Source organism: Brevundimonas sp. NPDC092305 (genome assembly GCF_044755415.1).
Classification (GTDB): Bacteria; Pseudomonadota; Alphaproteobacteria; order Caulobacterales; family Caulobacteraceae; genus Brevundimonas.
This window is the reverse complement of the sequence record NZ_JBIVQY010000001.1, coordinates 1,745,486-1,771,238: the sequence shown is the minus strand read 5'-3', so window position 1 is coordinate 1,771,238 and position 25,753 is coordinate 1,745,486. Positions and strand designations below refer to the sequence as shown.

Annotated in this window: 25 protein-coding genes; 13 read left to right on the top strand and 12 right to left on the bottom strand. The window is 66.3% G+C overall.

Annotated features, from left to right (window positions below; genetic code table 11):
- Positions 1-54 precede the first annotated feature (54 nt).
- Entirely contained in the window at positions 55-759 is a 705-nt protein-coding gene (locus ACIQC9_RS08735) for a CoA transferase subunit A (protein ID WP_400614530.1), read from the top strand.
- Positions 759-1,409: a 3-oxoacid CoA-transferase subunit B gene (locus ACIQC9_RS08730; RefSeq protein WP_400614528.1), complete on the top strand. Its 651-nt coding sequence runs from the start codon at positions 759-761 to the stop codon at positions 1,407-1,409. Before ACIQC9_RS08735 ends, ACIQC9_RS08730 begins: the two co-directional genes overlap by 1 nt.
- Here the strand turns inward: ACIQC9_RS08730 and ACIQC9_RS08725 are convergent.
- The 8 genes from ACIQC9_RS08725 to flgK all read right to left on the bottom strand — a co-directional run bounded on the left by ACIQC9_RS08725 (position 1,406) and on the right by flgK (position 10,751).
- Positions 1,406-2,008: an ABC-type transport auxiliary lipoprotein family protein gene (locus tag ACIQC9_RS08725; protein ID WP_400614525.1), complete on the bottom strand. Its 603-nt coding sequence runs from the start codon at positions 2,006-2,008 to the stop codon at positions 1,406-1,408. The genes ACIQC9_RS08730 and ACIQC9_RS08725 overlap by 4 nt on opposite strands.
- Entirely contained in the window at positions 2,005-2,943 is a 939-nt protein-coding gene (locus ACIQC9_RS08720) for an MlaD family protein (RefSeq protein WP_400614523.1), read from the bottom strand. Before ACIQC9_RS08720 ends, ACIQC9_RS08725 begins: the two co-directional genes overlap by 4 nt.
- Before the next feature lie 14 nt (positions 2,944-2,957).
- Complete coding sequence (locus ACIQC9_RS08715; protein ID WP_400614521.1) at positions 2,958-3,764, bottom strand: ABC transporter ATP-binding protein; 807 nt, start codon at positions 3,762-3,764, stop codon at positions 2,958-2,960.
- The gene (locus ACIQC9_RS08710) at positions 3,761-4,876 is read right to left on the bottom strand and encodes an MlaE family lipid ABC transporter permease subunit (protein WP_400614518.1); all 1,116 of its coding nucleotides are present in this window, start codon (positions 4,874-4,876) and stop codon (positions 3,761-3,763) included. Before ACIQC9_RS08710 ends, ACIQC9_RS08715 begins: the two co-directional genes overlap by 4 nt.
- A gap of 99 nt (positions 4,877-4,975) precedes the next feature.
- On the bottom strand, positions 4,976-6,406 hold the full coding sequence (locus tag ACIQC9_RS08705; protein ID WP_400614516.1) for a UdgX family uracil-DNA binding protein: 1,431 nt from the start codon (positions 6,404-6,406) through the stop codon (positions 4,976-4,978).
- Positions 6,406-7,647 (bottom strand): putative DNA modification/repair radical SAM protein, encoded by a 1,242-nt coding sequence (locus tag ACIQC9_RS08700; RefSeq protein ID WP_400614513.1) that lies wholly within the window; start codon positions 7,645-7,647, stop codon positions 6,406-6,408. The genes ACIQC9_RS08705 and ACIQC9_RS08700 overlap by 1 nt, the downstream gene beginning before the upstream one ends.
- Positions 7,648-7,710: 63 nt before the next feature.
- Positions 7,711-8,637, bottom strand: a complete 927-nt coding sequence (locus tag ACIQC9_RS08695; RefSeq protein WP_400614511.1) for a hypothetical protein — start codon at positions 8,635-8,637, stop codon at positions 7,711-7,713.
- Positions 8,634-10,751, bottom strand: coding sequence for a flagellar hook-associated protein FlgK (flgK, locus tag ACIQC9_RS08690; protein WP_400614509.1), 2,118 nt, complete (start codon positions 10,749-10,751; stop codon positions 8,634-8,636). The genes ACIQC9_RS08695 and flgK overlap by 4 nt, the downstream gene beginning before the upstream one ends.
- Positions 10,752-11,134: 383 nt before the next feature.
- Here flgK and ACIQC9_RS08685 point away from each other — a divergent pair, with 383 nt between their 5' ends.
- The 6 genes from ACIQC9_RS08685 to ACIQC9_RS08660 all read left to right on the top strand — a co-directional run bounded on the left by ACIQC9_RS08685 (position 11,135) and on the right by ACIQC9_RS08660 (position 16,841).
- On the top strand, positions 11,135-12,373 hold the full coding sequence (locus ACIQC9_RS08685; RefSeq protein ID WP_400614506.1) for a flagellar hook-length control protein FliK: 1,239 nt from the start codon (positions 11,135-11,137) through the stop codon (positions 12,371-12,373).
- A gap of 4 nt (positions 12,374-12,377) precedes the next feature.
- The gene (locus ACIQC9_RS08680) at positions 12,378-13,058 is read left to right on the top strand and encodes a flagellar hook assembly protein FlgD (RefSeq protein ID WP_400614504.1); all 681 of its coding nucleotides are present in this window, start codon (positions 12,378-12,380) and stop codon (positions 13,056-13,058) included.
- 12 nt (positions 13,059-13,070) lie between these two features.
- A complete protein-coding gene (gene flgE, locus ACIQC9_RS08675) occupies positions 13,071-14,525 on the top strand; it encodes a flagellar hook protein FlgE (RefSeq protein WP_400614501.1) in 1,455 nt (484 codons plus the stop codon).
- Between the two features lie 164 nt (positions 14,526-14,689).
- Positions 14,690-14,980, top strand: coding sequence for a DUF1153 domain-containing protein (locus ACIQC9_RS08670; protein ID WP_400614498.1), 291 nt, complete (start codon positions 14,690-14,692; stop codon positions 14,978-14,980).
- 105 nt (positions 14,981-15,085) lie between these two features.
- Positions 15,086-16,285 (top strand): tRNA 2-thiouridine(34) synthase MnmA, encoded by a 1,200-nt coding sequence (mnmA, locus tag ACIQC9_RS08665; protein WP_400614497.1) that lies wholly within the window; start codon positions 15,086-15,088, stop codon positions 16,283-16,285.
- The gene (locus ACIQC9_RS08660; RefSeq protein WP_400614494.1) at positions 16,278-16,841 is read left to right on the top strand and encodes a hemerythrin domain-containing protein; all 564 of its coding nucleotides are present in this window, start codon (positions 16,278-16,280) and stop codon (positions 16,839-16,841) included. Before mnmA ends, ACIQC9_RS08660 begins: the two co-directional genes overlap by 8 nt.
- On the opposite strand, the gene ACIQC9_RS08655 is transcribed toward ACIQC9_RS08660, so the two are convergent.
- Positions 16,838-17,329: a winged helix-turn-helix transcriptional regulator gene (locus ACIQC9_RS08655; RefSeq protein ID WP_400614492.1), complete on the bottom strand. Its 492-nt coding sequence runs from the start codon at positions 17,327-17,329 to the stop codon at positions 16,838-16,840. The two genes, ACIQC9_RS08660 and ACIQC9_RS08655, sit on opposite strands and share 4 nt — an antisense overlap.
- 172 nt (positions 17,330-17,501) lie before the next feature.
- On the opposite strand from ACIQC9_RS08655, the gene ACIQC9_RS08650 reads away from it, so the two are divergent.
- The 3 genes from ACIQC9_RS08650 (at position 17,502) to ACIQC9_RS08640 (ending at position 20,375) form a co-directional block, all read left to right on the top strand.
- Entirely contained in the window at positions 17,502-18,362 is an 861-nt protein-coding gene (locus ACIQC9_RS08650; protein WP_400614490.1) for an acyl-CoA thioesterase, read from the top strand.
- Between the two features lie 9 nt (positions 18,363-18,371).
- Positions 18,372-19,127, top strand: a complete 756-nt coding sequence (locus ACIQC9_RS08645) for a glutathione S-transferase family protein (protein WP_400614488.1) — start codon at positions 18,372-18,374, stop codon at positions 19,125-19,127.
- Positions 19,128-19,193: 66 nt separating this feature from the next.
- Entirely contained in the window at positions 19,194-20,375 is a 1,182-nt protein-coding gene (locus ACIQC9_RS08640) for a thiolase family protein (RefSeq protein ID WP_400614485.1), read from the top strand.
- A 611-nt stretch (positions 20,376-20,986) separates the two neighbouring features.
- Here ACIQC9_RS08640 and ACIQC9_RS08635 read toward each other — a convergent pair.
- Together ACIQC9_RS08635 and kduD are read right to left on the bottom strand one after the other, a co-directional pair.
- Positions 20,987-22,021: a PfkB family carbohydrate kinase gene (locus ACIQC9_RS08635; RefSeq protein ID WP_400614482.1), complete on the bottom strand. Its 1,035-nt coding sequence runs from the start codon at positions 22,019-22,021 to the stop codon at positions 20,987-20,989.
- A 20-nt stretch (positions 22,022-22,041) separates the two neighbouring features.
- Complete coding sequence (gene kduD / locus ACIQC9_RS08630) at positions 22,042-22,803, bottom strand: 2-dehydro-3-deoxy-D-gluconate 5-dehydrogenase KduD (RefSeq protein WP_400614480.1); 762 nt, start codon at positions 22,801-22,803, stop codon at positions 22,042-22,044.
- A 192-nt stretch (positions 22,804-22,995) separates the two neighbouring features.
- Between kduD and ACIQC9_RS08625 the strand changes: the two genes are divergently transcribed.
- Positions 22,996-23,658: an RpiB/LacA/LacB family sugar-phosphate isomerase gene (locus tag ACIQC9_RS08625; RefSeq protein ID WP_400614477.1), complete on the top strand. Its 663-nt coding sequence runs from the start codon at positions 22,996-22,998 to the stop codon at positions 23,656-23,658.
- 46 nt (positions 23,659-23,704) lie between these two features.
- Here the strand turns inward: ACIQC9_RS08625 and ACIQC9_RS08620 are convergent, their stop codons facing one another.
- A complete protein-coding gene (locus ACIQC9_RS08620; protein WP_400614474.1) occupies positions 23,705-24,763 on the bottom strand; it encodes a LacI family DNA-binding transcriptional regulator in 1,059 nt (352 codons plus the stop codon).
- A gap of 131 nt (positions 24,764-24,894) precedes the next feature.
- Here ACIQC9_RS08620 and ACIQC9_RS08615 point away from each other — a divergent pair, with 131 nt between their 5' ends.
- Entirely contained in the window at positions 24,895-25,728 is an 834-nt protein-coding gene (locus tag ACIQC9_RS08615) for a 2-keto-4-pentenoate hydratase (RefSeq protein ID WP_400614472.1), read from the top strand.
- Positions 25,729-25,753 lie beyond the last annotated feature (25 nt).

Here is a 25,753-nt window from a genome sequence, read left to right as displayed (position 1 = left end):
GAGACCAGACAAGGCCGCCGATATTCATCAGGTGGTGAAAACAATGAGGAAGCGATGCGGAAAATCTTCCCCGACGCGAACGCCGCGCTGGAGGGCCTGACGTTTGACGGCATGACCGTCATGTCCGGCGGCTTCGGCCTGTGCGGCATCCCCGAGAAACTCATCGCCGGTCTGCGCGACAGCGGCGTCAAGGGGATCACCGTCATCTCCAACAACGCCGGCGTCGACGGCTTCGGCCTCGGCCAGCTGCTGGAGACGAAGCAGATCGCGAAAATGATCTCGTCCTACGTCGGCGAGAACAAGGAGTTCGAGCGTCAGTACCTCGCTGGCGAGCTCCAGCTGGAGTTTAACCCGCAGGGCACCCTGGCCGAACGCATCCGGGCCGGCGGCGCGGGCATTCCCGCCTTCTTCACCGCCACCGGGGTCGGCACCCTGGTCGCCGAGGGCAAGGAAGTCCGCAATTTCGACGGCCGCGACTACGTCATGGAAACCGGCCTCGTCGCCGATCTCGCCATCGTCAAGGCGTGGAAGGCCGACGAGCGCGGCAACCTCGTCTTCCGCAAGACGGCCCGCAACTTCAATCCGATGATGGCCACGGCCGGCAAGGTCACCGTCGTCGAGGTCGAGCAGATCGTGCCTACGGGCTCGATCGACCCCGACCACATCCACACGCCCGGCATCTACGTCGACCGCATCGTCGAGACCGTGTCCGAGAAGCGCATCGAACAGCGCACGATCCGCCAGAGGGAGGCCGTCTGATGCCCCGCACCCGCGAACAACTGGCCGAACGCGCCGCGAAAGAGCTGCAGGACGGCTTCTACGTAAACCTCGGCATCGGCATTCCGACGCTGGTCGCCAACTACATCCCGGACGGCATGGAAGTGACCCTGCAGTCCGAGAACGGCATGCTGGGCATGGGACCCTTCCCGTATGACGACGAGGTCGACGCCGACCTCATCAACGCCGGAAAGCAGACCATCACCGAGATCCCCGAGAGCAGCTATTTCAGCTCCTCGGACAGCTTCGCCATGATCCGCGGCGGCCACATCAACCTGTCCATTCTCGGCGCCATGGAAGTGGCTGGGAACGGCGACATCGCCAACTGGATGATCCCGGGCAAGCTGGTGAAGGGCATGGGCGGCGCCATGGATCTGGTCGCCGGCGTCAAGCGCGTGGTCGTGGTCATGGATCACGCGAACAAGCACGGCCAGTCCAAGGTGCTGAAGGCCTGCACCCTGCCGCTGACGGGTACGGGCGTGGTCAGCCGCATCATCACCGACCTGTGCGTTTTCGACGTCAAGCCGGACGGCGCGGGTCTGGAACTGATCGAACTGGCCGACGGCGTCACGCTGGAGGAAGTCGCCTCGAAGACCGAGGCGACCTACACGGTGAAGGCGGGCCTGAACTAGTTCGCGTTCTGCTCGGTCCAGGCCACGATCTGGCTGTTCAGGTCGCTCGTGGCCCGATCGAACGCCTCGACGATGGCGCCCACGCGGTTCTCGCTCGCCGGTTGCTGGATGGTGAAGGTCCGTTCGGCCTTCACCTCTCGCCCGGGCAGGGCCAGCAGCTGCGCCCGCGCGCTGATCACCGCGGTCGGCGTGGCGCCTGGTGCGTCATAGCGGGCCTCGAAGGCGCGGATGTCGATGTCCAGCGTCTGGCCGCCCTGAACCACCTCTCGCGCCCCGATCGCCCGGACGCGGGTGGCCTGGGTCGCGAAGGCGTTCTCGAGGCTCTCGGAATAGAGGTCCTCGGCCGGCGAAACCCAGCGGGCGCCCTTGATGTAGGCCGTTTCCGTGCCGGTGACGCCGAGGATGCGGTCGCCTTCAACCGCGCTCGGGAACTCCACCCGTCGAAGCACGACCTGCGGTGTGTTCGGTCCGGGCTCAGCCGCAGGCGCGAGGCTGGGAGAGCCGAAGCGGTAGTTCTGGACCGGATCGGGCGAGGACAGCAGGGCGCAGCCGCCCAGGCTCGTGGTCGCGACAAGGGCGATCAGGGTCGAACGGATCATGGCTGCACCTCCATTTCCTTGGTCGGCGGTCGGCCGATGAAGTCCCGCGGGCTGGAGCGGATTTCGTCCACCAGTCCCTCCAGCGACCGTGTGGCCTCTTCCAGCCCGGCGATCGATTCCTGCAACTGCGGCAGGCCCGTCGTCGCGAAGTCGCTCAGCGGCCGCTCCAGCGTGTTGGCCGTCCGGTTAATGGAGCCGATGGCCTCCTGCGCGTCCTGCGCCGCCTTGTTGATGTTCGCCACGGCCTGCGTGCCATCGCCCTCGACGAGGCGTCGGGCGCTGGCGCCCAGCTTCTCGTACTCGGCGACCGCCGCGTTGGCTCGCGTCAGCGCCTGTTCCAGCTGCTCCAGCATGCCCTTGCGGGCTTCCAGTTCAGTGGTCAGCGCCTCGACGTTCTTCACACTGGTCGAGAAGCTGCGGATGTTGTCGTCGGACAGCACCCGATTGATCCGGTTCAGCGCGTCCACGGTCTGGGCCAGAACCGTCCCCGACCCGCTCAGCAGCTCCGCGATCGGAGACGGCTGGCTTTGGATGACGGGTACGACGTTGTCCGGATACTGCGCCTTCAGCAGCGCGCTTTCAGGATTGCCGGCGGTGATCTGGATGTAGTTCAGGCCGGTGATGCCCTGCGGCTCCAGCTGGGCGCGGGACGTCACGCGGATCGGCGTCGTGCCGTTGATGCGGATTCGGGCGATGACCTGATCGCCCTTGTTCGGGTCCAGATTCAGGTCGGTGACCTCGCCGACGCGGATGCCGTTGAAGTGCACCTCGCCGCCTTCAGACAGACCTCGGACCGGTCCGTAGAAGACGATGTCATAGATGTCGTAATCCTCGTTGAAGGACAGGCGGGCCAGCCAGATCGAGAACACCGCCAGGGCCGCCAGAAGGGCGACTGTGGCGATGCCGACGGCGGCGTAATGTGCGTCTCTTTCCATCTCGTCGGCTCTCCTCAGGCCGCCTTGGCGCCCGCGCGACCGCGCGGACCCAGGAAGTATTCCCTGATCCAGGGATGGTCGGAATGCTCCAGTTCGCGAACCGGGGCCTTGGCGACCACATGTTTGTCGGCCAGCACGGCGACGGTGTCGGTAATGGCGTAAAGGCTGTCGAGGTCGTGCGTGATCATGAAGACCGTCAGGCCCAGATCGTCGGACAGCTTGCGGATCAGCTCGTCGAACGCTGCGGCCCCGATGGGATCGAGGCCGGCCGTCGGCTCATCCAGAAACAACAGCTCGGGATCAAGCGCCAGCGCACGGGCCAGACCGACACGCTTGCGCATGCCGCCCGACAGCTCGGCGGGCTTGAGGTAGTGGCTCTCGGGCTTCAGCCCGACCATGGCGATCTTCATCTCCGCCAGTTCGCGGATCACGGTGCGAGACAAGCCCGTGTGTTCGACAAGCGGCGAGGCCACGTTGTCGAGCACGGTCAACGACGAGAACAAGGCGCCCTGCTGGAACAGGATGCCCGTCCGGCGCTCGACCTCGGCTTCCTCTGCCTTCGTCATCGCGCCACGCTCGTAGCCGAAGATCTTCACCGAGCCGCCTTCGGGCTCTTTCAACCCGATGATCGAGTTGAGCAGCACCGTCTTGCCGGTGCCCGACCCGCCGACGACACCCATCACCTCGCCGCGGACGAGGTCGAGGTTCAGGTTCTCGTGGATCGTCCTGTCCCCGAATTGGCTCAGCAGATCGCGGACCTCGATCAGATTTTCAGGCGACTTTTTTTCCGGCGCCGGGGCCGGCGCTTTCACGTCGGTCAAATGTTCAGCTCCAGGAAAATCAGGGCGAAGACGGCGTCCAGCGAGATGATGGCGAAGATGGCCTGAACCACCGCCGAGGTAACCCTCTGCCCGAGACTCTCGACGTCTCCCGCGACGGCCATGCCCTGCCGACACCCGATCGCGGCGATGACGATGGCGAAAACGGGCGCCTTGACCATGCCGACCATCAAATGGTTGCCCATCATCGGATCTTCGATCATCCGCTGGATAAAGAAGGACGGCCCGTAGGAAAGCTGGCTCCACGTCACCAGCAGGCCGCCGAACAGACCGGCGAGAATGCCCACGAAGGTCAGCAGCGGCATCATGACCACCATGGCGGCGAGGCGGGGAATGACGAGCGCCTGGAACGGGTTCACGCCCATCACCTGCATGGCGTCCACCTCCTGGTTCATCCGCATCGAGCCGATCTCTGCGGCGAACGACGAGGACGAACGGCCGGCCAGCAGGATGGCGGTGATCAGCACCGCCAGCTCCCTGAGCGTGGCCACGGCGACGAGCTGCACAGTAAAGACGCCCGCCCCGAACTGGGTCAGCAGATTTGCCCCGAGGAAGGCGATGACGGCGCCGATGAAGAAGTTCGTGACCATCACGATCGGAATGGCGTCGAGGCCCGCCCGCTCGCCCTGACTGAACCATGCGGGCCAGCGCAGTCGGCCCGGATGTCTGAAAGCCGCGCCGACCGCCACGATCAGCCGTCCAAGGAAGGCCATCGACAGAACGGCCTCCTCGAAGAAGTCGCGGACACCGCGACCGATCTTGGCGAAAGTCCGGATCCAGCCCGGCGATCGGCGAGGCGGCTCCGCGCTTTCGCGCTCCAGCTTTTCGACCATCGCATAGACCCGGCCGACCTCGGGCCGTTGCGTCCAGGCGGATTTCGGCAGAACCACATTGGACGCCTGAACGATCGCCAGCGCGCCGGCCGTATCGAAACGACCCAGCTCGGTCAGATCGACCGCCTGGATGTCGTGGTCGCTCAACTCCTGGTCCAGTCGACGCGAAATGCGGCCGAGCTCGGTCGCCGACCAGTCGCCGGTCAACCGGAGGGTTGTGCGCCCCTCATCCTCGTCGATTCTGAAGTCGGCTGCGGCCATACCCCTACCTAGATCGCGTCGTGAGCTTTGCCTATCGCCGCGAACGGCAAAGCTGAGCTGAGACCATAACGCGGCCGGAGCACAGTCGTTCACGCAACCCTAAAGAAGGGTGCGCACCTGTTTCAGATCGGCCACGAACCGCTCCCGCTCCGACGCGCGCGACGCCTCATCCGGCAGGCGGAGCAGGTAGGACGGGTGAACGGTCAAAAGCGCTGTCGAGCCATCCGCGAGTGCGAGAGGCTGGCCCCGCTCTTTCGTGACCGCAACCCGACGGTTCAGAACGCCCAGCGCCGCCGTGGCGCCCAGCGTCACCACGACCTTCGGCTTGACCAACCGCCGCTCCGCGTCGAGCCACCATCGACAGGCGCTGATCTCGCTGGTGACGGGCGTCTGGTGGATGCGGCGCTTGCCACGCGGCGTGTGCTTGAAATGCTTGACCGCGTTGGTGACGAAAGCGTCGTCGCGATCGATGCCCGCTTCTTCCAGCGCCGCATCGAGCACCTGACCCGCGGGCCCGACGAAGGGCTGGCCCGCCAGATCTTCCTGATCCCCGGGCTGTTCGCCGACGATCATCAGCTTTGCCTTTCTCAGACCCTGACCGCACACGCCTTGCGTGGCGTCCCGCCATAGCAGACAGCGCCGACAGGCTTGAACGGCATGTCCCAACTCGTCGAGAGTGGAAGGAACGAAGCCTTCCTCAAACGAATGATCCCGGTTCATCCGTGACAAGGTTTTCGCCAGACGCAGGTTCGGTTCGGCAGCAGGTGCGGCAACCATGGCCTCGGTTCGAACCGAAGACGCCGCGACCAGTTCCGGGATCAGCTGCGCCTCCGGCAGATTCTTCCAGTATCGCTTGGCCATCTCGCCCTGCATGGTCCGGGTCTTCAGTCGGGCCGGGTTGAAGGTCGAGGCGTAGTAGGTCTTCCAGAACTCCTCGATCTCGTCCTCGGCCGGGGCCATGTCGCGCGTGGCCGGTGGTCCGAAGGTCAGGGCATCCTCATCCCAGATCGCACTGCCATCTGGCGTCAGGATGGACCAGCGCATGTTGGCGAAGCGGCGCATGAAGAAGGGCGCAGTCTTTTCCAGCACGAAATGCGCCGGTTCGAACCACGCGACCCACGCGTCGCCTGTATCGTCCACGACCTGCCGAAAGCGGACGAAGGCCTTCATCTTGTGACTGGCCCTTGAGACGTTCTTCGCCCGCTCCAGCGCGTCCGCCACATCCACATCGCTGGCGACATGCATCAGGTCGGACTCATCACGCAGCCGCCAGAGCAGCCGATACATCAGGTCGAACCGATCGGCGGAGCGATGCAGGATCACTTCCCGCGCGAGATCGACAAACGCCTTCGGAGCCGAGAACGCCGGCTCAGTCGCGGGCAGCGCGGCGGCCTCGTCAAATAGTCCACCAACGGCGGCGCCAACACGAAACGCCGTCTGCTCAGGAGAAATGCCCGCCAGCCGAAAGGTCCGCGCCGCCTTACGCCAGCCGTCGAAGTCGACTTGATGCTCCAGCGTCGCGACGTGCATCAGAACAGGCTCAACTGCACGGGCGCCGGCTCGGGCGCGATGCGAGATCGAAGATCGAGCGTGTCGGTCAGACCGCCGGGAGACCAGTCGAGCGCAGTGATGAAGGAACGGACTTTTTCCACACTTCGCGTCAGGCGGCCGACATCCTCAAGCCTCAAGGTTCGATAGCGCCTGACGCCGACGATCCGATCAACCGCCTTTACGCCCAGCCCCGGCACCCTCAGCAGCATTTCGCGCGGCGCGGTGTTCACATCGACCGGAAACTGTTCGCGACTGTTCAGCGCCCACGCCAGCTTTGGATCAATGGCCAGATCCAGCATGCCGCCGGTCGTGCTTTTGCCGATCTCGGGCGACGAGAAGCCATAAAACCGCATCAGCCAGTCGGCTTGATATAGCCTGTGTTCACGCATCAGCGGCGGTTTCGACAGGGGCAGGGCGCTGGATGAATCCGGGATCGGGCTGAACGCCGAATAATAGACCCGCCGCAATCCATAGCCGCCATATAGCGAGGCCGACCGGTCGAGGATTTCCGTGTCCGGCGCCTCATCTGCGCCAACGATCAGCTGCGTCGACTGACCTCCAGGCGCGAACTTCGGCGGTTTGGCCTTGTCGCGCTTGCCCGGGCGAGCAGCCTCGACCTTCAAACGCACCTGACCCATCGCCTTCTTGATAACGTTGACGTCCTTTTGCGGCGCCAGTCGATGCAGCGCTTCATCGCGCGGCAGTTCGATGTTGGCCGACAGGCGGTCGGCGTACAGCCCGGCCTCTTCCACCAGCTTTGGATCGGCCTCTGGGATCAGCTTCAGATGGATGTAACCGCGGAAGTCGTGGACCTCGCGCAGTATTCTCGCCACCCGAACCAGTTCCTCCATCGTGTAGTCGCCGGAACGAATGATGCCGGACGACAGGAACAGGCCTTCGATATAATTCCGGCGATAGAAGTTCAGGGTCAGGTCGACCACTTCCTCGACGGTGAAGCGCGCGCGCTGGACGTTCGATGAGGCGCGATTGATGCAGTAGGCGCAGTCGTAGATGCAGAAGTTGGTCAGCAGGATCTTGAGCAGCGACACGCATCGACCATCCGGCGTGTAGGCGTGACAGATGCCCATGCCCTCGGTCGAACCCATGCCCTTTCCGCCGACCGAGTTCCGTTTTGACGATCCAGACGACGAACAACTGGCGTCGTATTTAGCCGCGTCCGCGAGGATCGACAGTTTTCTGCGGAGGTCGAGCTGGGCCATCTGTTCTCACTATGTTCCATAGCAAGAACGTCTGTCCAGCGTGGCCGTTGTAGTTTTTTCGCGTTATCTCAGCAGGTTGAGCAGGGAGGAGTCACGCAGGCTCGCGATCACCTGCGCCGAAGCCTCGATCGACTGCTGGGCCAGCTGCATGTCCGCGAACGCCTTGGCCATGTCGGCGTCCGTCCGGTCCGACACCAGCTTGTCGAGCGAGTTCAGTTGGGCCTGCTGGTTTTTCGCGACTGTTTCGATCTGGCTCGCCATCGATCCGCTGAGCGCGACCTGCTCGACGGAGTTTTGCTGGGCCGTGGACAGGCGCGCCACCTGCGCGGTCAGGAAGGTCTTCTGCGCGTCAGTCAGCTTGCCCGTCAGTGGACCGCTGGGGCCGGTGTGGAAGTTCTGGATATCGCGCAGGATGTCGGCGATCTCGGTGCCCAGATCGTCGGCGAGGAAGCCGGTTTCCAGCACGGTGTTCTCGGCCACCCGGCTGGCGCTCTTCACCTGATCGTTCTTGAACAGGTCCGCCGTCGTCGGCGCGGCGGCCAGATCGGCAAGGGTTTCGGCGTCTACCGGGGCGATCGAAACCGATGCGCCCGAGAACAGATAGGATCCTTGATACTTGGTGTTCAGGCCGCCCCTGATCTCCTGATAGTTGTTGCTGACCTCCAGCATCAGGGTGATCGCCGTGTCGTTGGCGATGGCGTTGTTGATGGCGTCCGCGATCCCGCCGATGCCTTCCTGCACCCGGTTCATGGCAAGGTCCTGGATCTCCAGTCGCCCGGTGACGGTATCGGCAGCATTGATGAAGCCCTGCAGTCGGCTTTGCGAGCCCTTCAGCGCGGTCAGGGTTTCGGACTGACGGCCGAAGCCGACGAGATCGGTCGCGTTCTTCTGGGTGGAATAACGCTCCTGCGCCTCCGCGCCGCGGGTCTGTGCGGTCATCAGGTTCGCCAGCGCGGACTGATAGCTGCCGTTGGTCGAGATGCGGCTCATCGGGTCATCCCCAGAAGAATGTCATACATGTCCTTGGCCGCCTGGATCAGACGGGCCGAGGCGTTGAAGGCTTGCTGGTAGGTGGTCATCAGCACCAGCTCCTCATCCAGATTGACGCCCTCATGCGAGACCTTGCGCGCGTTGGCCTCCTGATACAGGGCGGCGCTTGCGTCCGCCTGGTTCTCGACCGCCGCGGCGCGTCCGCCGATGTCGCCCGCCAGATCGGAGGCGTATCGGGACACGGTCATGGTCCCGCCAGCCGATCCGCCGGCTGCCGAGAAGATCGTCGCGCGTTCGCCGGCGTCGGCAAGGAGTAGTGCGCCACGCCCGTCGCCCGTGCTCAGCGCCGGCGTGCCGGCGGGGGCGGACAGGTTCAGCTTGGCGAGAGCCAGCTTCATCGGGGCCTGACGGATATCCTGCCTCACCGTGAATCCATCCGCTCGCGACGACCGCACGCCCCCGATGCCAAAAAGCTCGCTCAGGGAAACGCCGGACGGCGTCTGTGAGGTGTCGTCGCGGACCACGCTCATGGTCGGCGCCGGATTGCCGGTTCCGTTGAAGTTCAGACTGCCGTCCGCCGACAGGCTGAAACTGCCGAATCGACCGACGCCGGTCGCGGGATCGTTCAGGGCGGTCAGCAGGTCGTTTACGGTTCCGCCCGCAGGCATGGCGACCTGGATATCCCGGATGCGGGACCCGCCGGCGTCGTTGAAGCGGAAGCTGATTGTCTGGCCCGCCGTGAAGCCGTGCGTGGACGCCGGGGTCAGCCCGGTCTGATAGATCGCCGGCCGATCAGTCGACACCAGATCGTTCATGCCGAAGAAGTGCGAGAAGCCGCGTCCCGCCTTGTTGGAAGGGGCCGCAGCGTCGTCCGCGATGGCGACGCCGTCGTTGGCGTTGGTTGCGCGGATCGTCAGGCGGCCATCGGTGAAGCTGGCGGTCGCAGCGCCCCCCAGCTGACCGTTCAGGATCGTCAGGAAGTTCGCGGGAGTCGCCGCGACGCCGTTCACGGTCATGGTCGAACCGCTGAACACGATATCGGCGCGGGCGGTGATGACGCCAGTTGCATTCGTTACCGCGACGGTCGAACGGCCGCCGAAGCCGGCGATGGCGTCCTCGAACGTCTGGCCGACGTTGCGGCCCGTCAGGCTGTTGGGCGCCGGGACCGAGGAGTTGGCGTTGTGGGCCCGGTTCAGTTCGTCCGCCACACCGCTCATCAGCTCGGCGAGGCGTTCGGCGGCGGCGGGCGCGTCCACGTCACGGAGCTCGACCAGGCCCTTGATCTCGCCGGAGGTGATGGTTTCCAGCAGCGGACGCTTCTGGGCGCCGGGTTCGGTCACCCAGATCTCGTTGAAGACGGTTTCGCCGGTGACCGTGCCGGCGCGCGTGTATTCCAGCTTGGCCGCGCCCTGACCGGCCAGCAGCGCGCCGCCGCCGGTGCGGATGGTTACGCCGCCGGTGGCGCGGCCCGCGACGCGGATGTCCATCAGCTCGCCGAGCTGACCGATGAGCGCCGCCTGCGCGGTCTCGGCGCCCGAGGAGTCGCCGCTCAGCGCTTGCGCGCGCGTGATCTCCTTGTTCAGGTTCTCGATCTGCTCAAGCAGGGTATTGGCCTTCTCGACCGCCGACTGCAGGCGACCGTCGGCGTCCTGACGCACCGAATGAACCTGTTTCGAGATGCGGGCTGCCTCGTCGAACAGGGACTGGGTCTTGACCAGGGCCTCCTGACGAAGCGGCGAGGAGGCCGCGCTTTCGCTGACCGCACTGAAGGCGGCGAACAGACCGTCCACCTGCGAGAAGAAGCCGCTGTCCCCACCCGGATCGCCAAACAGGCTCTGGACCCGGTCATAAAGTTCGTAGCGCACGCCCTGACGCGAGGCGTCGGCGCCGGCGCTGAGGCTGGCGGCCTGCAGAAACTTGTCGGTGGCCAACCGAATGCGGGCGACATCGACGCCCGAGCCCATGCCGGCGCTGCTCAGGCTGACCTGATCGCCGATCTTCCGGACGTAGCCGGGGGTGTTCACGTTGGACACGTTGTCCGAGACGATCCGGAGCTGCGTCTGCGCGGCGGCCATGCCGGAGTTGGCCGTGTTCATGATCGCGTTCAGAGACATGCGCGAACTCCTGTCCGTCCGGCGCCCGGCAAGGCCTTCCGGCCACCGCGCGCTTTTTGCCCGGCCCCCGCGAACGACGCGGAGGGCAAGTTATTGAAATCAAGAGCTATCGTGTGTCGCGCCTGAGTCATGATGATTAGCCGGCGCAAGCCTTGGGCCACTGACCGACCGTCGAAGGGCGCCGGGCAAGATACGCCGCTACACGGCAAGTTTCGCCAACCGAACCTTCCGGGTGCGATACGAGGTCCGATCATTGATGTTGATAGAAATCAGTATGTTGTGCTGATTTCCGGCTGTGGCCCGCGACTTGCGCCGGGCTTTCCGAATGTCCCGGCGCAGCAGGCGCCCTTGTCACCTCCGCCCTGCGAAGACGCGCCCGGTCGATGTCAGCCCTGTCCATCATGTCCGTCCCCACGCCCGCCATTCAGGCCGCTCCGCAAGGCGCGACCAGCACGGTCGTGTCTGGCTTCGAGGGATTGCTGGCGGCGATGTTCCAGATGGCTGAAGCCGACGAGACCGTCGCAAAGCCTGCGGTCACGGCAGAGGTCGATGCGGACAAGGTGATCGGCTTCCTCGCCGCTCCGCCTTCCGTAGCGCCGCAAGCGGACGTTGTGGCGGCTCCTGAAGCGCCAGTGACTACGGCCCCGCCGCCTGTACCTGCCGAGCCGGCCCCGCCGTCGGAAGCGGCCCCAGCCGCAGCCGCTCCGGTGGCCTCCGACGCCGCTGAGATCGAAGCTCCGACGGTTGAAACGCCAGATGACGCCTCCACCGGTGCATCGTTGCCGACGGGCGAAGAGCTTGAAGCCGCCGTAACCGCCGGCAAAGCGGCCGAGACCGCAGCGCAGGTGAAGGCTGTGACCCAGGCGCCGCCGGCGCCCGCCGTCCAGCCGACCGCCCCGACCCTTCGCCCGCTCGCGGAACGAACATCGAAGCCGCTCGAGGAGGGGGCGAAGGAAACTGTTGCCTCTCCCGACGCCGGCAAGGGCGTCTCGTCGATCGATATCGCGCCGGCAGCTGGATCGGCGACTGATGTCGCCCCGGCGGCGTCACCGTCGGACGCGCCTGTCCCGGTGGTCGGGGCGGAGGCCGCGCCTGTCGACGCCGTGCAGGTCGGGGAGGGCGACGCCGCCGCGCCTCAGGCACAGACGGTCCACGCCGCACGCGACGCAAACCCGTCGACGATGTCGCGTGTCGCGGTCGAGGCGACCGCCCAGATAGCGGCCCAGATCAGTCGCCGTCTGGAAGGTCGCTCGACCCGGTTCGAAATGTCCCTGCTGCCGGAAGAACTGGGCCGGGTGGACGTCAAGCTGGAGATCGGTGCGGACGGTCGTCTCGCCGCCCGTCTGGCGTTCGACAATCCCCTCGCGGCGACAGACCTGCGGGGCCGGGCCGACGAGCTGCGCCGGGAACTGGAGGCGCAGGGCTTTCAGATGGCAGACGACGCGTTCGAGTTCACCGAGCGCGACAGCGGCTCGCACGCGTTCGACCGCGGACAGGATTCCCGCAGCGGCCATGGCCGCGCCTTTTCCTCCGCCGCGCGTCTGAACGCCGAGGCGGATGTCGTCCAGCCGCGCTGGACCCAACTCTCACTCTCGCCCACGGGCGTGGATCTGAAGGTCTGATCGAATGGTCGACGCCGTCACCAACAATGCGACAGCCCGGATCAGTTCCGGTTCGTCGATGCTGGCCTCGAACTTCGAGACCTTCCTCAGTCTGCTGACCGCCCAGCTGAAGAATCAGGATCCGCTGTCGCCGGTCGACTCCAACCAGTTCACCGCCCAGCTGACGCAGATGGCCGGGGTTGAGCAACAGCTCCTGACGAACGACCTGCTGAAGGGCCTGCTCGCCGCCCAGCAGGGCTCGGGCCTGTCGGGCGCCGCCAACTACATCGGACGGGACGCAACCGCCGTCTGGTCGGCCACCAAGTTCACGACCGAAGACAAGGCGACGTGGAGCTACGAACTCGCGACCAACGCCGGCACGGCCAAGCTGCAGGTGCTCGACGGTGCGGGCAAGGTCGTCTGGGAAGGCGACGCGCCGGACAAGACCGAAGGCGTGCACGACTTCACGTGGGACGGAAGCTCCACCACCGGCGCTCCGGCGCAGGACGGCAAGGTCTACACTCTGAAGGTCGTCGCCAAGACGACCTCTGGCCAGACCGTGGACGCCCAAGTGTTGACCCGCGGCCGGATCGGCGGCGTCGAGATGTACGACGGCCAGCCCTACCTCACGATCGGCAACTCCATTCTCCCGCTCTCCAGCGTGATCGCGCTGGAAGAGGCGGCCCAACAAAACCTGAATTCCTAAGGAGCCCACGCCATGAGCATCAACAGCGCCCTTCTGGCCGGCGTCTCCGGCCTCACCGCAAACTCCGCCGCCCTTGCCTCGATCTCGCAGAACATCGCGAACGTGAACACGGTCGGCTACAAGCGGACACAGGCCGAGTTTCAGACGGTCATCAACGCCCAGAGCCGCGGCACCGGCTACTCCGCCGGCGGCGTTCTGGCCTCGGCCCGACACTATGTCAGCCAGGAGGGTCAGCTTCAGCGGACCAACTCCTCAACCGACCTCGGCATTTCGGGTCAGGGCTTCTTCGTCGTCACCGAGAAGGCCGAGGATCTGGATATCTCGGACAGCCGCCTGTTCACCCGCGCAGGCGCCTTCCGGGTCGATGACTTCGGCTATCTGAAAAACACCGCGGGCCTGTTCCTGCAGGGGTGGCCGGTGGACGCCGAGGGCAACATCACGACCGATCCGTCGGACCTGACCCGGCTGCGTTCGATCAATGTCGGCTCGGTGGGCGGTACTGCCGAAGCCACGACGCGGGCGCAGGTCAATGCCAACCTGCAGTCCAGCCAGACCATCTCCGCCGCCGCCACGGCCGCCGGCGCCTCCCCGCCCACGGCGGGCGCCTACGATCCGGCGACCAACTCGATGGCCATGTGGAACCCGGCGACCTCGACAGGGGTGCGTCCGGACTTCGAGATCACCGTGCCGGTCTCGGACTCCAAGGGCGGCCAGCGGACGATCGCCATCTCCTTCCTTAAGAGCACCACGCCGAACCAGTGGTACGCCGAAGTCCGCGCCATTCCCGCCAGCGACGTCGTCTCTGGCGCGGGCCTGAGCAACGGTCAGATCAAGACCGGCATGGTGGCCTTCACCCAAGACGGTCGTCTGGACACTGCGGCCATGGCGGCCATGGGAGCGAGCGCCCTTTTCACCGATCCGGCCAACGCCACGCTCTCGTTCGGCGGCTCAGACCAGACCACGCCCGGCGCGGGTCAGGTCAGCTGGGCGGCCGGCCTCGGCATCGCCAGCCAGACTATCGCCTTCGACATCGGCGGCGCGACCGGCGGCCTGACGCAGGCGGACAGCGACTCCTTCGTGGACTCGGTCCTGACCAATGGTACGGCTTTCGGCAATCTGGCCAATATCGAGATCGACGAGCACGGCTTCGTCACCGCCAGCTTCGACAACGGCGTCAAGCGCCGCATCGCGCAGGTCGCCCTCGCGACCTTCCCGAGCCCGGACAACCTGATCGAATCCACCGGCAACGCCTACCGGGTGGGACAGGACTCCGGCACCTTCAACCTGAAGGCCGCCGGAACCGGCGGCGCGGGCCTGATCGGCGCCTCGCAACTGGAGGCCTCGACGGTCGACCTGTCGACGGAGTTCACGGGCCTGATCACCACCCAGCGGGCCTATTCCGCCTCGTCCAAGATCATCACCACGGCCGACGAGATGCTGGCTGAATTGATCAGCATCAAACGCTGATCGTGAAGTAACGAACGATTCAACTCGATGAAGACCGTCTTACGGAACAGGGGGGAGAAGGGGGTGGGTCTTAGGCTTTCCTTCACCACGACGCTTAAACGGCCCTTAGCCCGCCGTCGCTACGGTGCGAACCTTAGTGATGGTGGTCAATGAGGCATAAGCCCATGTTGCAAGAGCGTCGACTGAACAGCCGAGGCGAACAGTATGTGGTGGGGCCCACGGGCACGCCGCTGACGATGCGCGATCTGCCGCCGCCGAATACGGACCGCTGGGTCATTCGCCGCAAGGCCGAGGTCGTCGCCGCCGTTCGTGGCGGTCTGATCAGCCTTGAGGACGCGCTGGAGCGCTATCGTCTGACCGCCGAGGAGTTCATCGCCTGGCAGAAGGCGATCGACAAGTTCGGCATGCAGGGCCTGCGCACCACGCGCATCCAGCACTACGGCCGCGTCGACTAGAAAGCTTCTCCCCGAAGGCTCTGACGGCCGCTCCCGGCGACGGGGGCGGCCGTTTCCGTATGCGCGGTCTCGAAATCGCGCCGCTTTCACACTAAATGGCGCGGCATGACCCTGGCTGAGGACCTCTGCCCGATCCCCGACATCGCCCCCGCCAATCTGGACGGAGCGATCGAGGCCGCGCGCGCGGCGATCGGACTGCCGGTCGGGTCGCGGGTCGTAGCGGCCATGTCAGGCGGCGTGGACTCCACTGTCGTCGCCGGTCTGCTGCACAAGGCGGGTTATGACGTCGTCGGGGTGACACTGCAGCTCTATGACCACGGCGCCGCCCTGAAGAAGAAGGGCGCCTGCTGCGCGGGTCAGGACATCCACGACGCCCGGCTGGCGGCTGAGACGATCGGCATTCCGCACTATGTGCTGGATTACGAAAGCCGGTTCCGGGACGCGGTGATCGACCAGTTCGCCGACAGCTATCTGCGCGGCCACACGCCGGTGCCGTGCATCCGCTGCAACCAGACCGTCAAGTTCCGCGACCTTCTGGATGTCGCCCGCGATCTGGGCGCGGAGGCGATGGCGACCGGGCACTATGTGCGTCGGGCGGTCGTGGACGGGCGCACGCAGATGCGCAAGGCGGTCGATCACTCGCGGGATCAGTCCTACTTCCTGTTCGCCACGACGGCAGATCAGCTCGACTACCTGCGTTTCCCGCTGGCCGATCTGGAGAAGCCGCAGGTGCGGGGCGTGGCCATGGAACTGGGCCTGCGCATCGCCGCCAAGCCGGACAGCCAGGACATCTGCTTCGTGCCGGAGGGCGACTATCGCAGCCTTCTGGACAAGCTGCGTCCGCAGGGCCGCGAGGCCGGCGAGATCGTGCATATGGACGGCCGGGTGCTGGGCCAGCATGCGGGCGTCACCGACTATACGATCGGCCAGCGCCGGGGCCTGAATGTCGCCGTGGGCGAGCCGCTCTTCGTGACGAAGCTGGATCCGGTGAAGCGCCACGTCATCGTCGGCCCGCGTGACGCCCTGCTGACGCGGTCGCTGGTGCTGGAAGAAACCAACTGGCTGGGCGATGAAGCCACGATCGAACAGGCCGCAGCCGGGGAACGGCCTGTGCTGGCGCGCGTCCGCTCGACCCGTGCGCCGTCTCCGGCTCGTCTGACGATGGTCGATGGCGGCGTATCCGTCGTGTTCGAGGCGGGCGAAGAGGGGGTGGCGCCGGGTCAGGCCTGCGCGCTTTACGATCCGGCCGATCCCGACCGGCTGGTCGGCGGCGGCTTTATCCATTCGACGACCGCCGTTGACTGAGGCCCTCGACGACGCTCTGGCGACGCGGACGGGCTTGCCCGAAGCCTATCGCTTTCTGGTGGATGAACTGCCGCGAGCCCAGTGGACCAACCTGCCGGAGACCGCCGCCTTCTGGCTTCAGATGCACGGCAGTTTCCGCGGGCATCAGGCCTATATGGACGGGCTGGTCGACGGCTGGCGCAAGGATGCGGATCTGGGGGGGCTGCATCGCCAGCTGATCCCGGCGCTGCAGTCCTTCCTGCAGCATCTCGACGGGCACCACCGGATCGAGAGCGGTCAGTATTTTCCGATGTTCAAACGCATCGAACCGCGCATCGAGCGCGGCATCGAACTGCTGGACCGGGACCACGACGCCATTCACGAGGTTCTGGAAGCGCTGTTCCGCGACGGCATGGCTTTCCATCAAGCAGTGATGGGTCAGGCGCCCGATGCAACGGATCGCGCAAACCGGCTGGGTGATCTGATCAACCGCGCCGGGCGACCGCTTCTGCGTCATCTGGACGACGAGGAGGACATTGTGATCCCCCTGATCCAGCTGAGACGCCTTGAGGTCTAGGCGGCCTCGTCGCGGCCCATGACGTCGCCGACAGTCGGACGATCCGCCGTGACGATAGTCTCGATGTCGCGGCGCTTCACGATCTCGCCGCAGCATTCGCAGGCCAGTCGCGACTTCAGCTCGTGGCCGCAGGCCTTGTGTTTGAAGACCACGCCGGCGTCCATGTCGCCGTAGACGTGCTTCGAGCCCCAGCCGTGAAGGGTTAGCAGCACATCGGACAGGTCGCGGCCCTTCGGCGTCAGGACGTATTCGTTGCGGGGCGGACGCTCGGAATAGAGCCGGGGTTCCAGCACGCCGTGGGCGACGAGGGTCTTCAGCCTTGCGGCGAGTACGTTGCGGGCGACGCCTAGGTTTTCTTGCCACTGCTCGAACCGGGTCACGCCGCGGAAGGCGTCGCGTATGACGAGCAGGGTCCACGGGTCTCCGATAACCTCCAGCGTGGCGGCGATCGAGCAGCTCTGGCGAGAATAGTCGGCGGTGCGTCCCATGAGCGCAAAGGTGACCCTGCGTCAGCGGTTTGACAAGTGGGTTGCCAAAATGAACGGAGCAAGTCAGTCTTGTTTGGCAACGAACTCGTCGATCCTCGGCGTTTCCTGCATCCCTCGACTTCGGGCGGGAGCGCGTCTTCCGCCCGCCTTTCGAACCGGATACGCCCGCGTGATGAGTGAGACCATGTTGCAGAGTCTGGATCAGGCGCTGACCCTGACGCCCGGTGACGGCGGAGGTCTGGACGCCGTCCTGCATGAGGATTTCTCCAACGCCCGGATCGACCGGCCGCCGACCGAAGGCTTCCCGTTCGGCGGTCTGCTAGCGGCCCTGTGCGCCGGAGCGATGCGGCAGGGACTGGATCTGAAGCTGCCGCTCAGGACCCTGTCGGTGCAGTATCTGGCGTCCGCCGCCTATGACGCGCCGGTCCATTTCACGCCGAAGCTGCTTAGGGGCGGGCGGACGGTGACCTATACTGCTGTGGATGCGGAGCAGGGCGGGCGGGCGACGCATCATGCGACGGCGACCTGGGGCGGGGACCAGCCGGGCGTGGTGCTGGAGCCGGAGCGGGCCATGCCGCCGGTGCGGGACGCCATCGATCCGGCCCGGACGATCAGCGGACCGCTGAGCCCCAGGTTTTCGCAGCATGTCGACTATCTGTTCGACAACGGGCCGAACATTCTGGGCGGCAATGTCGGCAAGCCGGCGGTCGAGCGGGTCTGGATGCGGATCAAGGACGGCCGTCCGCTGGATGAGGCGCGGCTGTGTTACCTGCTGGACGCGCTGTATCCGCCGTCGTGGACCGCGTTCCGCCGGCCGCCGCCGATGACGACGATCGATCTGCGCTACGACCTGTTCGAGACGATTACGCCGGAGACGGCGCCGGACGGCTGGCTGTTCTTCGAGTTCCGGGTGCTGACGCTGGAGAACGGCTGGACGATCGATGACGCCGTCGCTCGGGCGGCGGACGGGCGACCGGTCGCGGCGTCGCGACAGAGGCGAAAACTTCTGGCCGACCGGCCGGCGAAGGCCTGAGGAGCGCGCATGACGGAGCCCGTCACCATCATCGGCAGTCCCGTTTCGCCCTATGTCCGCAAGGTTCTGGCCGCCTGCGCGGTGAAGAGGATCGCGGTCGAGATCGATCCGATGCCGCCGTTTCTGGCCAGGGACGGTTTCACCGATCTGAGCCCGCTGCGGCGCATTCCGGTCTGGATCGAGGGCGACGTGACGCTGTGCGACAGCAGCGTGATCGTCCAGTACATCGAGGAGACGCGGCCGGGCCCGTCGCTGTGGCCAGCCGATCCCGTGGAGCGGGCGAAGGCGCGGTTCATCGAGGAGTTCGCCGATACGCGGCTGTTCGATGTTCTGGGCTGGAAGCTCTACTTCCAGCTGGCGCTGAAGCCGATCTTCTTCGGCGGAGAGAGTGATGCGGCGGTGGTGGAGCGGGCTCGTGAGACCGAACTGCCGGCCATCTTCGATTACCTGGAAGGCGTGACGCCGGAGAGCGGCTTCCTGTTCGGCGAGCTGTCGCTGGCGGACCTCAGTCTGGCGCCGGCCTTCCTGAACGGGCGGGCGGTGCAGGTGAATGTCGATCCGGAGCGATGGCCGCGTCTGGCGGCGTGGCTGGAGCGGGTCGAGACGGAGACGCCGCTGGGCGAACTGAACAAGCTGGCCCGCAAGCTGATGCGGACGCCGCCCCACGCCCAGCGGGCGCGCCTCGAAGAGTTCGGCCTGACGCCCGCGACCGCCCACGATTGGGCCGGAGATGTCCCCCGGCCGGGGCCGATGACCCCGCAGTAAGCCAGAGCTTGCGTCCGCGACCGGAGCGGCGCATCCACCCGTCCGATTGTTTTCGTCGAGGCCTTCATGTCCGATCCCGTCGTCATCTGCTCCTTCGCCCGTACGCCCATGGGCGGTTTTCAGGGCGCCCTGTCCGGCGTGAAGGCGACCGAGCTGGGCGCGGTCGCGGTGAAGGCTGCGGTCGAACGGGCAGGGGTTCCGGCCGAGAAGGTCGACCAGATCTACATGGGCTGCGTTCTGCCGGCCGGTCTGGGTCAGGCCCCCGCGCGTCAGGCGGCGATCGGGGCGGGCCTCGGCCAGCATGTCGAGGCGACGACGGTGAACAAGATGTGCGGCTCGGGCCTGCAGGCCGTGATGATGGCTGCTGACTCGATCAAGGCCGGCTCGGCCGACATCATCGTGGCGGGCGGAATGGAGTCGATGACCGGCGCGCCGTATCTGATGAACAAGCACCGCGGCGGCGCCCGCATCGGCCATGACGTCATCGTCGACTCGATGATGATGGACGGCCTCGAGGACGCCTATCAGCCCGGCAAGCCCATGGGCTCCTTCGCGCAGGATACCGCCAACCAGTACCAGTTCACCCGCGAGGATCAGGACGCCTATGCGATCGAGAGCCTGAGCCGCGCCAACGCCGCCGTCACCGGTGGAGCCTTCGCCGGCGAGGTGGTTCCGGTCGAGGTGCAGACCCGCAAGGGGCCCGTGACGGTCAGCGAGGATGAACAGCCGGCCAAGGCAGATCCGTCCAAGATCCCGAACCTGAAAGCCGCTTTCGCCAAGGACGGCACGATCACCGCGGCCTCCTCGGCCTCGATCTCGGACGGGGCGGCGGCGCTGGTGGTGACGCGCGAGAGCACAGCGCGGGCTCTGGGCCTGCCGGTGCTGGCGCGGATCGTTGGTCAGGCGGCGCACGCCCATGAACCGGCCCTGTTCACCACCGCGCCGGTCCCGGCCATGCAGAAGGCGTTGCAGAAAGCCGGCTGGTCCGTCGCGGACGTCGACCTGTGGGAAATCAACGAGGCCTTCGCCGTGGTGCCGATGATCGCCATGCGCGAGCTGGGGATCGACCGGGCGAAACTGAACGTCAACGGCGGCGCGACGGCGCTGGGTCACCCGATCGGCGCATCCGGCGCCCGGGTGCTGACGACCCTGCTGGCGGCGTTGAAAACGCGCGGCGGCACGAAAGGCGTGGCCAGCCTGTGCATCGGCGGTGGCGAAGCCGTGGCGATGGCGGTCGAACTGGCCTGATCTGATTTTCAAAGACCCGTGCGGATTCGAAGGCGCGCGGAAACCCCGTCCGTTTCCGGTCGGTTGGGAAGGGGCGGAGCGCGGGCTTTCGGCCCGGAACCTGAGATGGCCGCCTGCTTTCGCGTTACGGCGGCCTGATATGTGTTTTCGGCCTTGAACTCGCGCTCCGCCGCGACCGGTTCACGCTGGCCGGCGGGGGCGGGTCTCGTGCAGCCGGGCCGGTGTGAGTGTTTCCTCCCGGACCGATATCGCCGCTTAGACCCTGTCCGCCGTACGCCCGCGACGGGCGGAGGCTCCAGACCTCCGGGCCCCGGGGTTTCTGCACCCCCCGGGCAATCGTCCGCCGACCCCGCCGCACGAGTCGGTACGGAAGAGTCAGCGGCCTTTCCCGCTCGATCGCATCCCTGCCGCGCGTTTGGCCCTGGCGCCAGACGCCCTTCCCCGCGACGAGACGAAGAGGATTATGGCGCCGGTTGCCGGGCCGGAGCCCAGGACGCTGGATAATTCCGGGTCAACGTTGATCGGATTGGCGAAATCCGGCTCAGGGATCACACCGGAGCGGTCTCAGGGATCAGGCGAAATTCCTTCTCCCGCAAGGGAGAAGGACGATGTCAGCGTTTGATGTCGAACCCGTCCGCGGCAATGGCGGCGTGGACTTCGTCTGCGGTGAACAGATTGAAGTCGCCGTGGACAGAGTGCTTCAGGCCGGCGGCGGCGAGGCCGAAGTCGAGGGATTGCTGGTCAGTCCAGCCGCTGTAGAGGCCGAACAGGACGCCTGAGGCGAAGGCGTCGCCGCCGCCGACGCGGTCGACGACGCCGGCCATGTGGATTGCTTCGGCCGTGGTTTCGCGGACGCCGGAGCCGTCGCGCGTCAGCATGACGGCGGACAGGGCCTGGTCGGCGACGCTTTCCTGAACACGCAGGGTGCAGGCGATGCGCTGAAGCGTCGGGAAGGCCTCGAAAGCGACGGTCGCGGCGGCGCGGCGGCGGGCGGCCGGGTCGGCGTCGTCGAACTTGCGGCCCAGAACGAGGGCGAAGTCGCGGTCGTCGGCGAAGGCCAGGGTGGAGGCGGACAGCATTCGGCCCAATGTGCCCTTGGGATCGCCGTCCCATTCGGCCCAGAGCTTGCCGCGGAAGTTGCCATCGTAGCTGATTTTCACTCCCGCCTTTGATGCGGCCTCCACGGCCTGCAGCGCGGCTTTCGTGCCGGTCGGGCCGACGGCGGGGGTTACGCCCGAGACGTGCAGCCACTCGACGCCGTCCAGCAGGGCGGGCCAGTCGAAGGCGTCGGCGGCGTGGGTCACGAAGGCGGACCCGGCGCGGTCATAGAGGACATCGGCGGGGCGTCGCACGGCGCCGGGCGTCATGAAATAGAGGCCCAGACGGCCGGGGCGGAACTGGACGGCGGACGTGTCCACGCCATGCCGGCGCACCTCGTCACGGACGCCGCGGCCCAGTGCGTTGTCAGGCAGGATGGTGGCGATAGCGGCGGGCGCGCCGAAACGGGCCAGCGAGACGGCGACATTGGCCTCGGCGCCGCCCGGACGGATGGCCAGTTGGGGCGACTGCAGCAGGAGTTCGCCCTCAGGCGGGCTGAGGCGCGCCAGCATTTCGCCGAAGCACAGGATGCGGCCGGGGGTGGTCATAAGCTGAGCCTAGCCGGGGATCAGCGCGCGAGCCAGCCGCCGTCGACCGGCAGGACGATGCCCTGCACGTAGTCGCTCGCCGCGCTGGACAGGAAGACCGCCGCGCCGCCGATGTCGGCGGGCTGGCCCCAGCGACCGGCGGGGATGCGGCCGAGGATTTCTTTCGACCGCACCGGGTCGTCCTGCAGGGCCTGGGTGTTGTCGGTGGCGAAATAGCCGGGGGCGATGGCGTTGGCGTTGACGCCGTGCTTGCCCCACTCATTCGCCATGAGTTTGGTCAGGCCGGCGACGCCGGACTTGGACGCCGTATACGACGGCACGCGGATGCCGCCCTGGAAGCTGAGCATCGAGGCGGTGTTGATGATCTTTCCGCCGCGGCCGTCGGCGATCATTCGCTTCACTGCAGCCTGGGTCAGGAAGAAGAGGACCTTGAGGTTGACGTTCATGACGTCGTCCCAGTCCTGTTCCGTGAAATCGACGGCGTCGCTGCGGCGGATGATGCCCGCGTTGTTGACGAGGATGTCGACAGGGCCCAGCGCGGCGGTCGCTTCGTCCAGCACGCGCTCGATCGGCTCCAGCGAGGTGAGGTCGGCGCGGATGGAGACAGCGCGGACGCCCAGCGCCTGCGCCTTGGCGACGGTCTCGTCGGAATCGCGGCGGGCGACCGAGGCGATGTCGGCGCCGGCGGCCGCCAGGGCGAGGGCGATGCCCTGACCGATGCCGGTGTTGCCGCCGGTGACGAGAGCGACCTTGCCGGTCAGGTCGAAGAGGGAAGCGGACATACGACGAGGCCTGTTCAGCTGTGACTTTGAACACCTGCGCAACGGTGGTCGTGAAGCGCAATGGGTTGTGCACGGGTAACCGGTGTCATATCTTTATGCAATCGGTCCGACGACGGCCCGGACGGCTTGACCTTCCCGACCGCAGCAGATGGAAAGCTCCGTCCGCTCGTCATCGCCATAACGAGGAAACCCATGAAGATCGCGCTCATCATCGAGAACAGCCAGGCCGCCAAGAGCGAGATCGTGCACAACGCACTGACCTCGGTCGCCGAGCCTCTGGGCCACGAGGTGTTCCACTACGGCATGTACGCGCCCGAGGACAAAGCCTCGCTGACCTACGTCATGAACGGTCTGCTGGCGGGCATCCTGCTGAATTCCGGCGCGGCTGATTTCGTGGTTACGGGCTGCGGCACGGGCACGGGCTCGATGCTGGCGGCCAACGCCATGCCGGGCGTCTTCTGCGGGCTGATCATCGATCCGACCGACGCCTTCCTGTTCGGCCAGATCAACGACGGCAACGCGATCGCCATGCCCTATGCCAAGGGCTTCGGCTGGGCCGCCGAGCTGAACCTGCAGGACGTCTATCGCAAGCTGTTCGAGGGCGAGCGGGGGCTCGGCTATCCGAAGGAACGCGCAGAGATCATGCGCAAGAACCGCGGCATTCTGAAGGACCTGAAGGCCGTGACCTGCCACGACATGCTGACGGTGCTGAAAAACGTCGATCAGGACCTGCTGAAGGCCGCCATCGCCGGCGAACGCTTCCAGGAGTACTTCTTCGCCAACGCGAAGGACGAGGGCATCCGCGACTATCTGAAGAGCGTCCTGAGCACGGCGCCGGCGCTGGAAAACGCCTGAATCCCATTGGGCCGCCGGGCTGCGCGTATCCGCGTAGCCCGGGCGGTCAGCCCGGGGTCGTAAGCGCCACGGCGGAGTCTCGGACGACCAGCGAAGGCTTGACCTCGGGCTGTTTGAGCGTGGCCGGATCCATGTCGCGCATCGGAGCCAGCAGCTTCTCGGCGGCCATGCGGCCCATGTCGCGGACAGGCAGGCGCACCGAGGTCAGGTTTGGCCAGACGCGGGCGGCCATGGGCAGGTCGTCATAGCCCACGACGGACAGGTCGCGTGGAATCTCGAGCCCCGCCTGACGCGCCGCCTGCATGACGCCGATGGCCATGTCGTCGTTAAGGGTGAAGACGGCCGTGGGGCGCGGCTCCATGGCCAGTAGCTCCCGGCCGGCCTCAAGTCCCGATTCGAAGGTGTAGGCGCCCTGGATGAAGTAGGCGTCGTCGAAAGGCACGCCGCGCTCGGCCAGCGCGTCCCGGAAGCCCTTGCCGCGCACGCCGGATGAGCGGAAGCCCTGCGGGCCCGCGACCATCGCGATGCGGCTGTGGCCCAGATCGGCGAGGTGATGCGCGGCCTCCGCGGCGCCCACCCAGTCATTGGTCACGACCATAGCGCCCGGATCATCAAGGCTGACCGAGGCGATGCGGACGTAGGGGCAGTCCAGTTCCTTCAGCAGGGCGATGACCGATTCGTCCTCTGACATCGAAGGCGGCAGGATCACGCCGTAGAGACGCTGGCGCTCCACGAAGGTGCGGATGTCCTTCAGCAGGGTCTCGGAGCCACGCGTGCAGGGGTGGACGACCAGCTCGAAGCCAGAGCCGCGCAGGGCGTCCAGAACGCCCTGCTGCATGTTCACGACATAGGTCGGGCTGGGGTTGTCGTAGATCAGGCCGACGAGGAAGGAGCGGCGGAAGGCGAGGCCGCGCGCCTGCGGGTCCGGGACGAATCCCAGCTCGTCGATGACGGCGTTGACGCGGACCCGCGTCTCTTCCCGCACGAACGGCGACTGGTTGATGACGCGCGAGACGGTCTTCTTCGAGACGCCGGCCAGCCGGGCCACGTCGTTGATGGTCGCGCGTTTGCCCGTACGGCCGGGCTTTGAATCCTCAGTTGACAAGCGGCGCCCCTCAAATCGTCAGACCAAGGCATACAACCGTCCGGGCGAGGACGCCAACCGTCACGTGCGAAGCGGATTGACACCGGTTTCCATCGCCGCCCATTATCGTCGTCCAAGTTACGGGGCGTCTGTTGACCCAATCGATCGATCTGAAATCGCCGGCCAGCGCCGTGCGGGCCGGTGACGTGGCGAAGAGCTTCGTCGATGCGCGGGTGGCCGCGCGGGCCGTGGACGGCTTTCCGGGCGGAACCATTCCGTCGGAGATGACCGAATCCTACGGCATCCAGGACATCGCCATCGACCTGTATCCCAGCGAGGTCGTGGGCTGGAAGGTGGGCGGCGTGGCGCCGGCGCTGCAGCCGAAGCTGGGCGTGCACCGGCTGGCGGGGGCGATTTTCGCCCGCAATGTCTGGCCTGACGCGCCCGAGGGCGTGAGCGTTCCCGGCATCCCCGGCGGCTTCACCGCCGTGGAATCAGAGTTCATCGCGCGCATCGGCGCGGACGCCGATCCGGCAAAGCTGGACTGGACCGTCGAGGAGGCCGCCGACCAGATCGACGCAATCTTCATCGGCGTCGAGATCGCAGGCAGCCCGCTGTCGGAAATCAATGATCTGGGGCCGACGGTCGTCGCCTCGGACTTCGGCAACAACGCCGGGGTGATCGTGGGCGAGGCGGTCGAGGACTGGCGCTCGCGACTGGACGACATCGAGGTCGAGACGATTATCGACGGCGTGTCGGTGGGGACCGGGGGATCTCGATCGCTCGCGGGCGGCGCGCTGGAATCGGTGCGCTTCCTGCTGGAGCACTGCGCCCGGCGGGGACGGCCGCTGACGAAGGGGACGCTGGTGTCGACCGGGGCGGTGACGGGGGTTCACCGGGTCGACATCGGGGCCCGCGCGGTTTGTGATTTCAAGGGGATCGGCCAGATCCTCTGCACGGTCGAGGAAGCCCGGCCGAAGGCGTAGAACAGATCTGGTCCAGCGTTCGCAA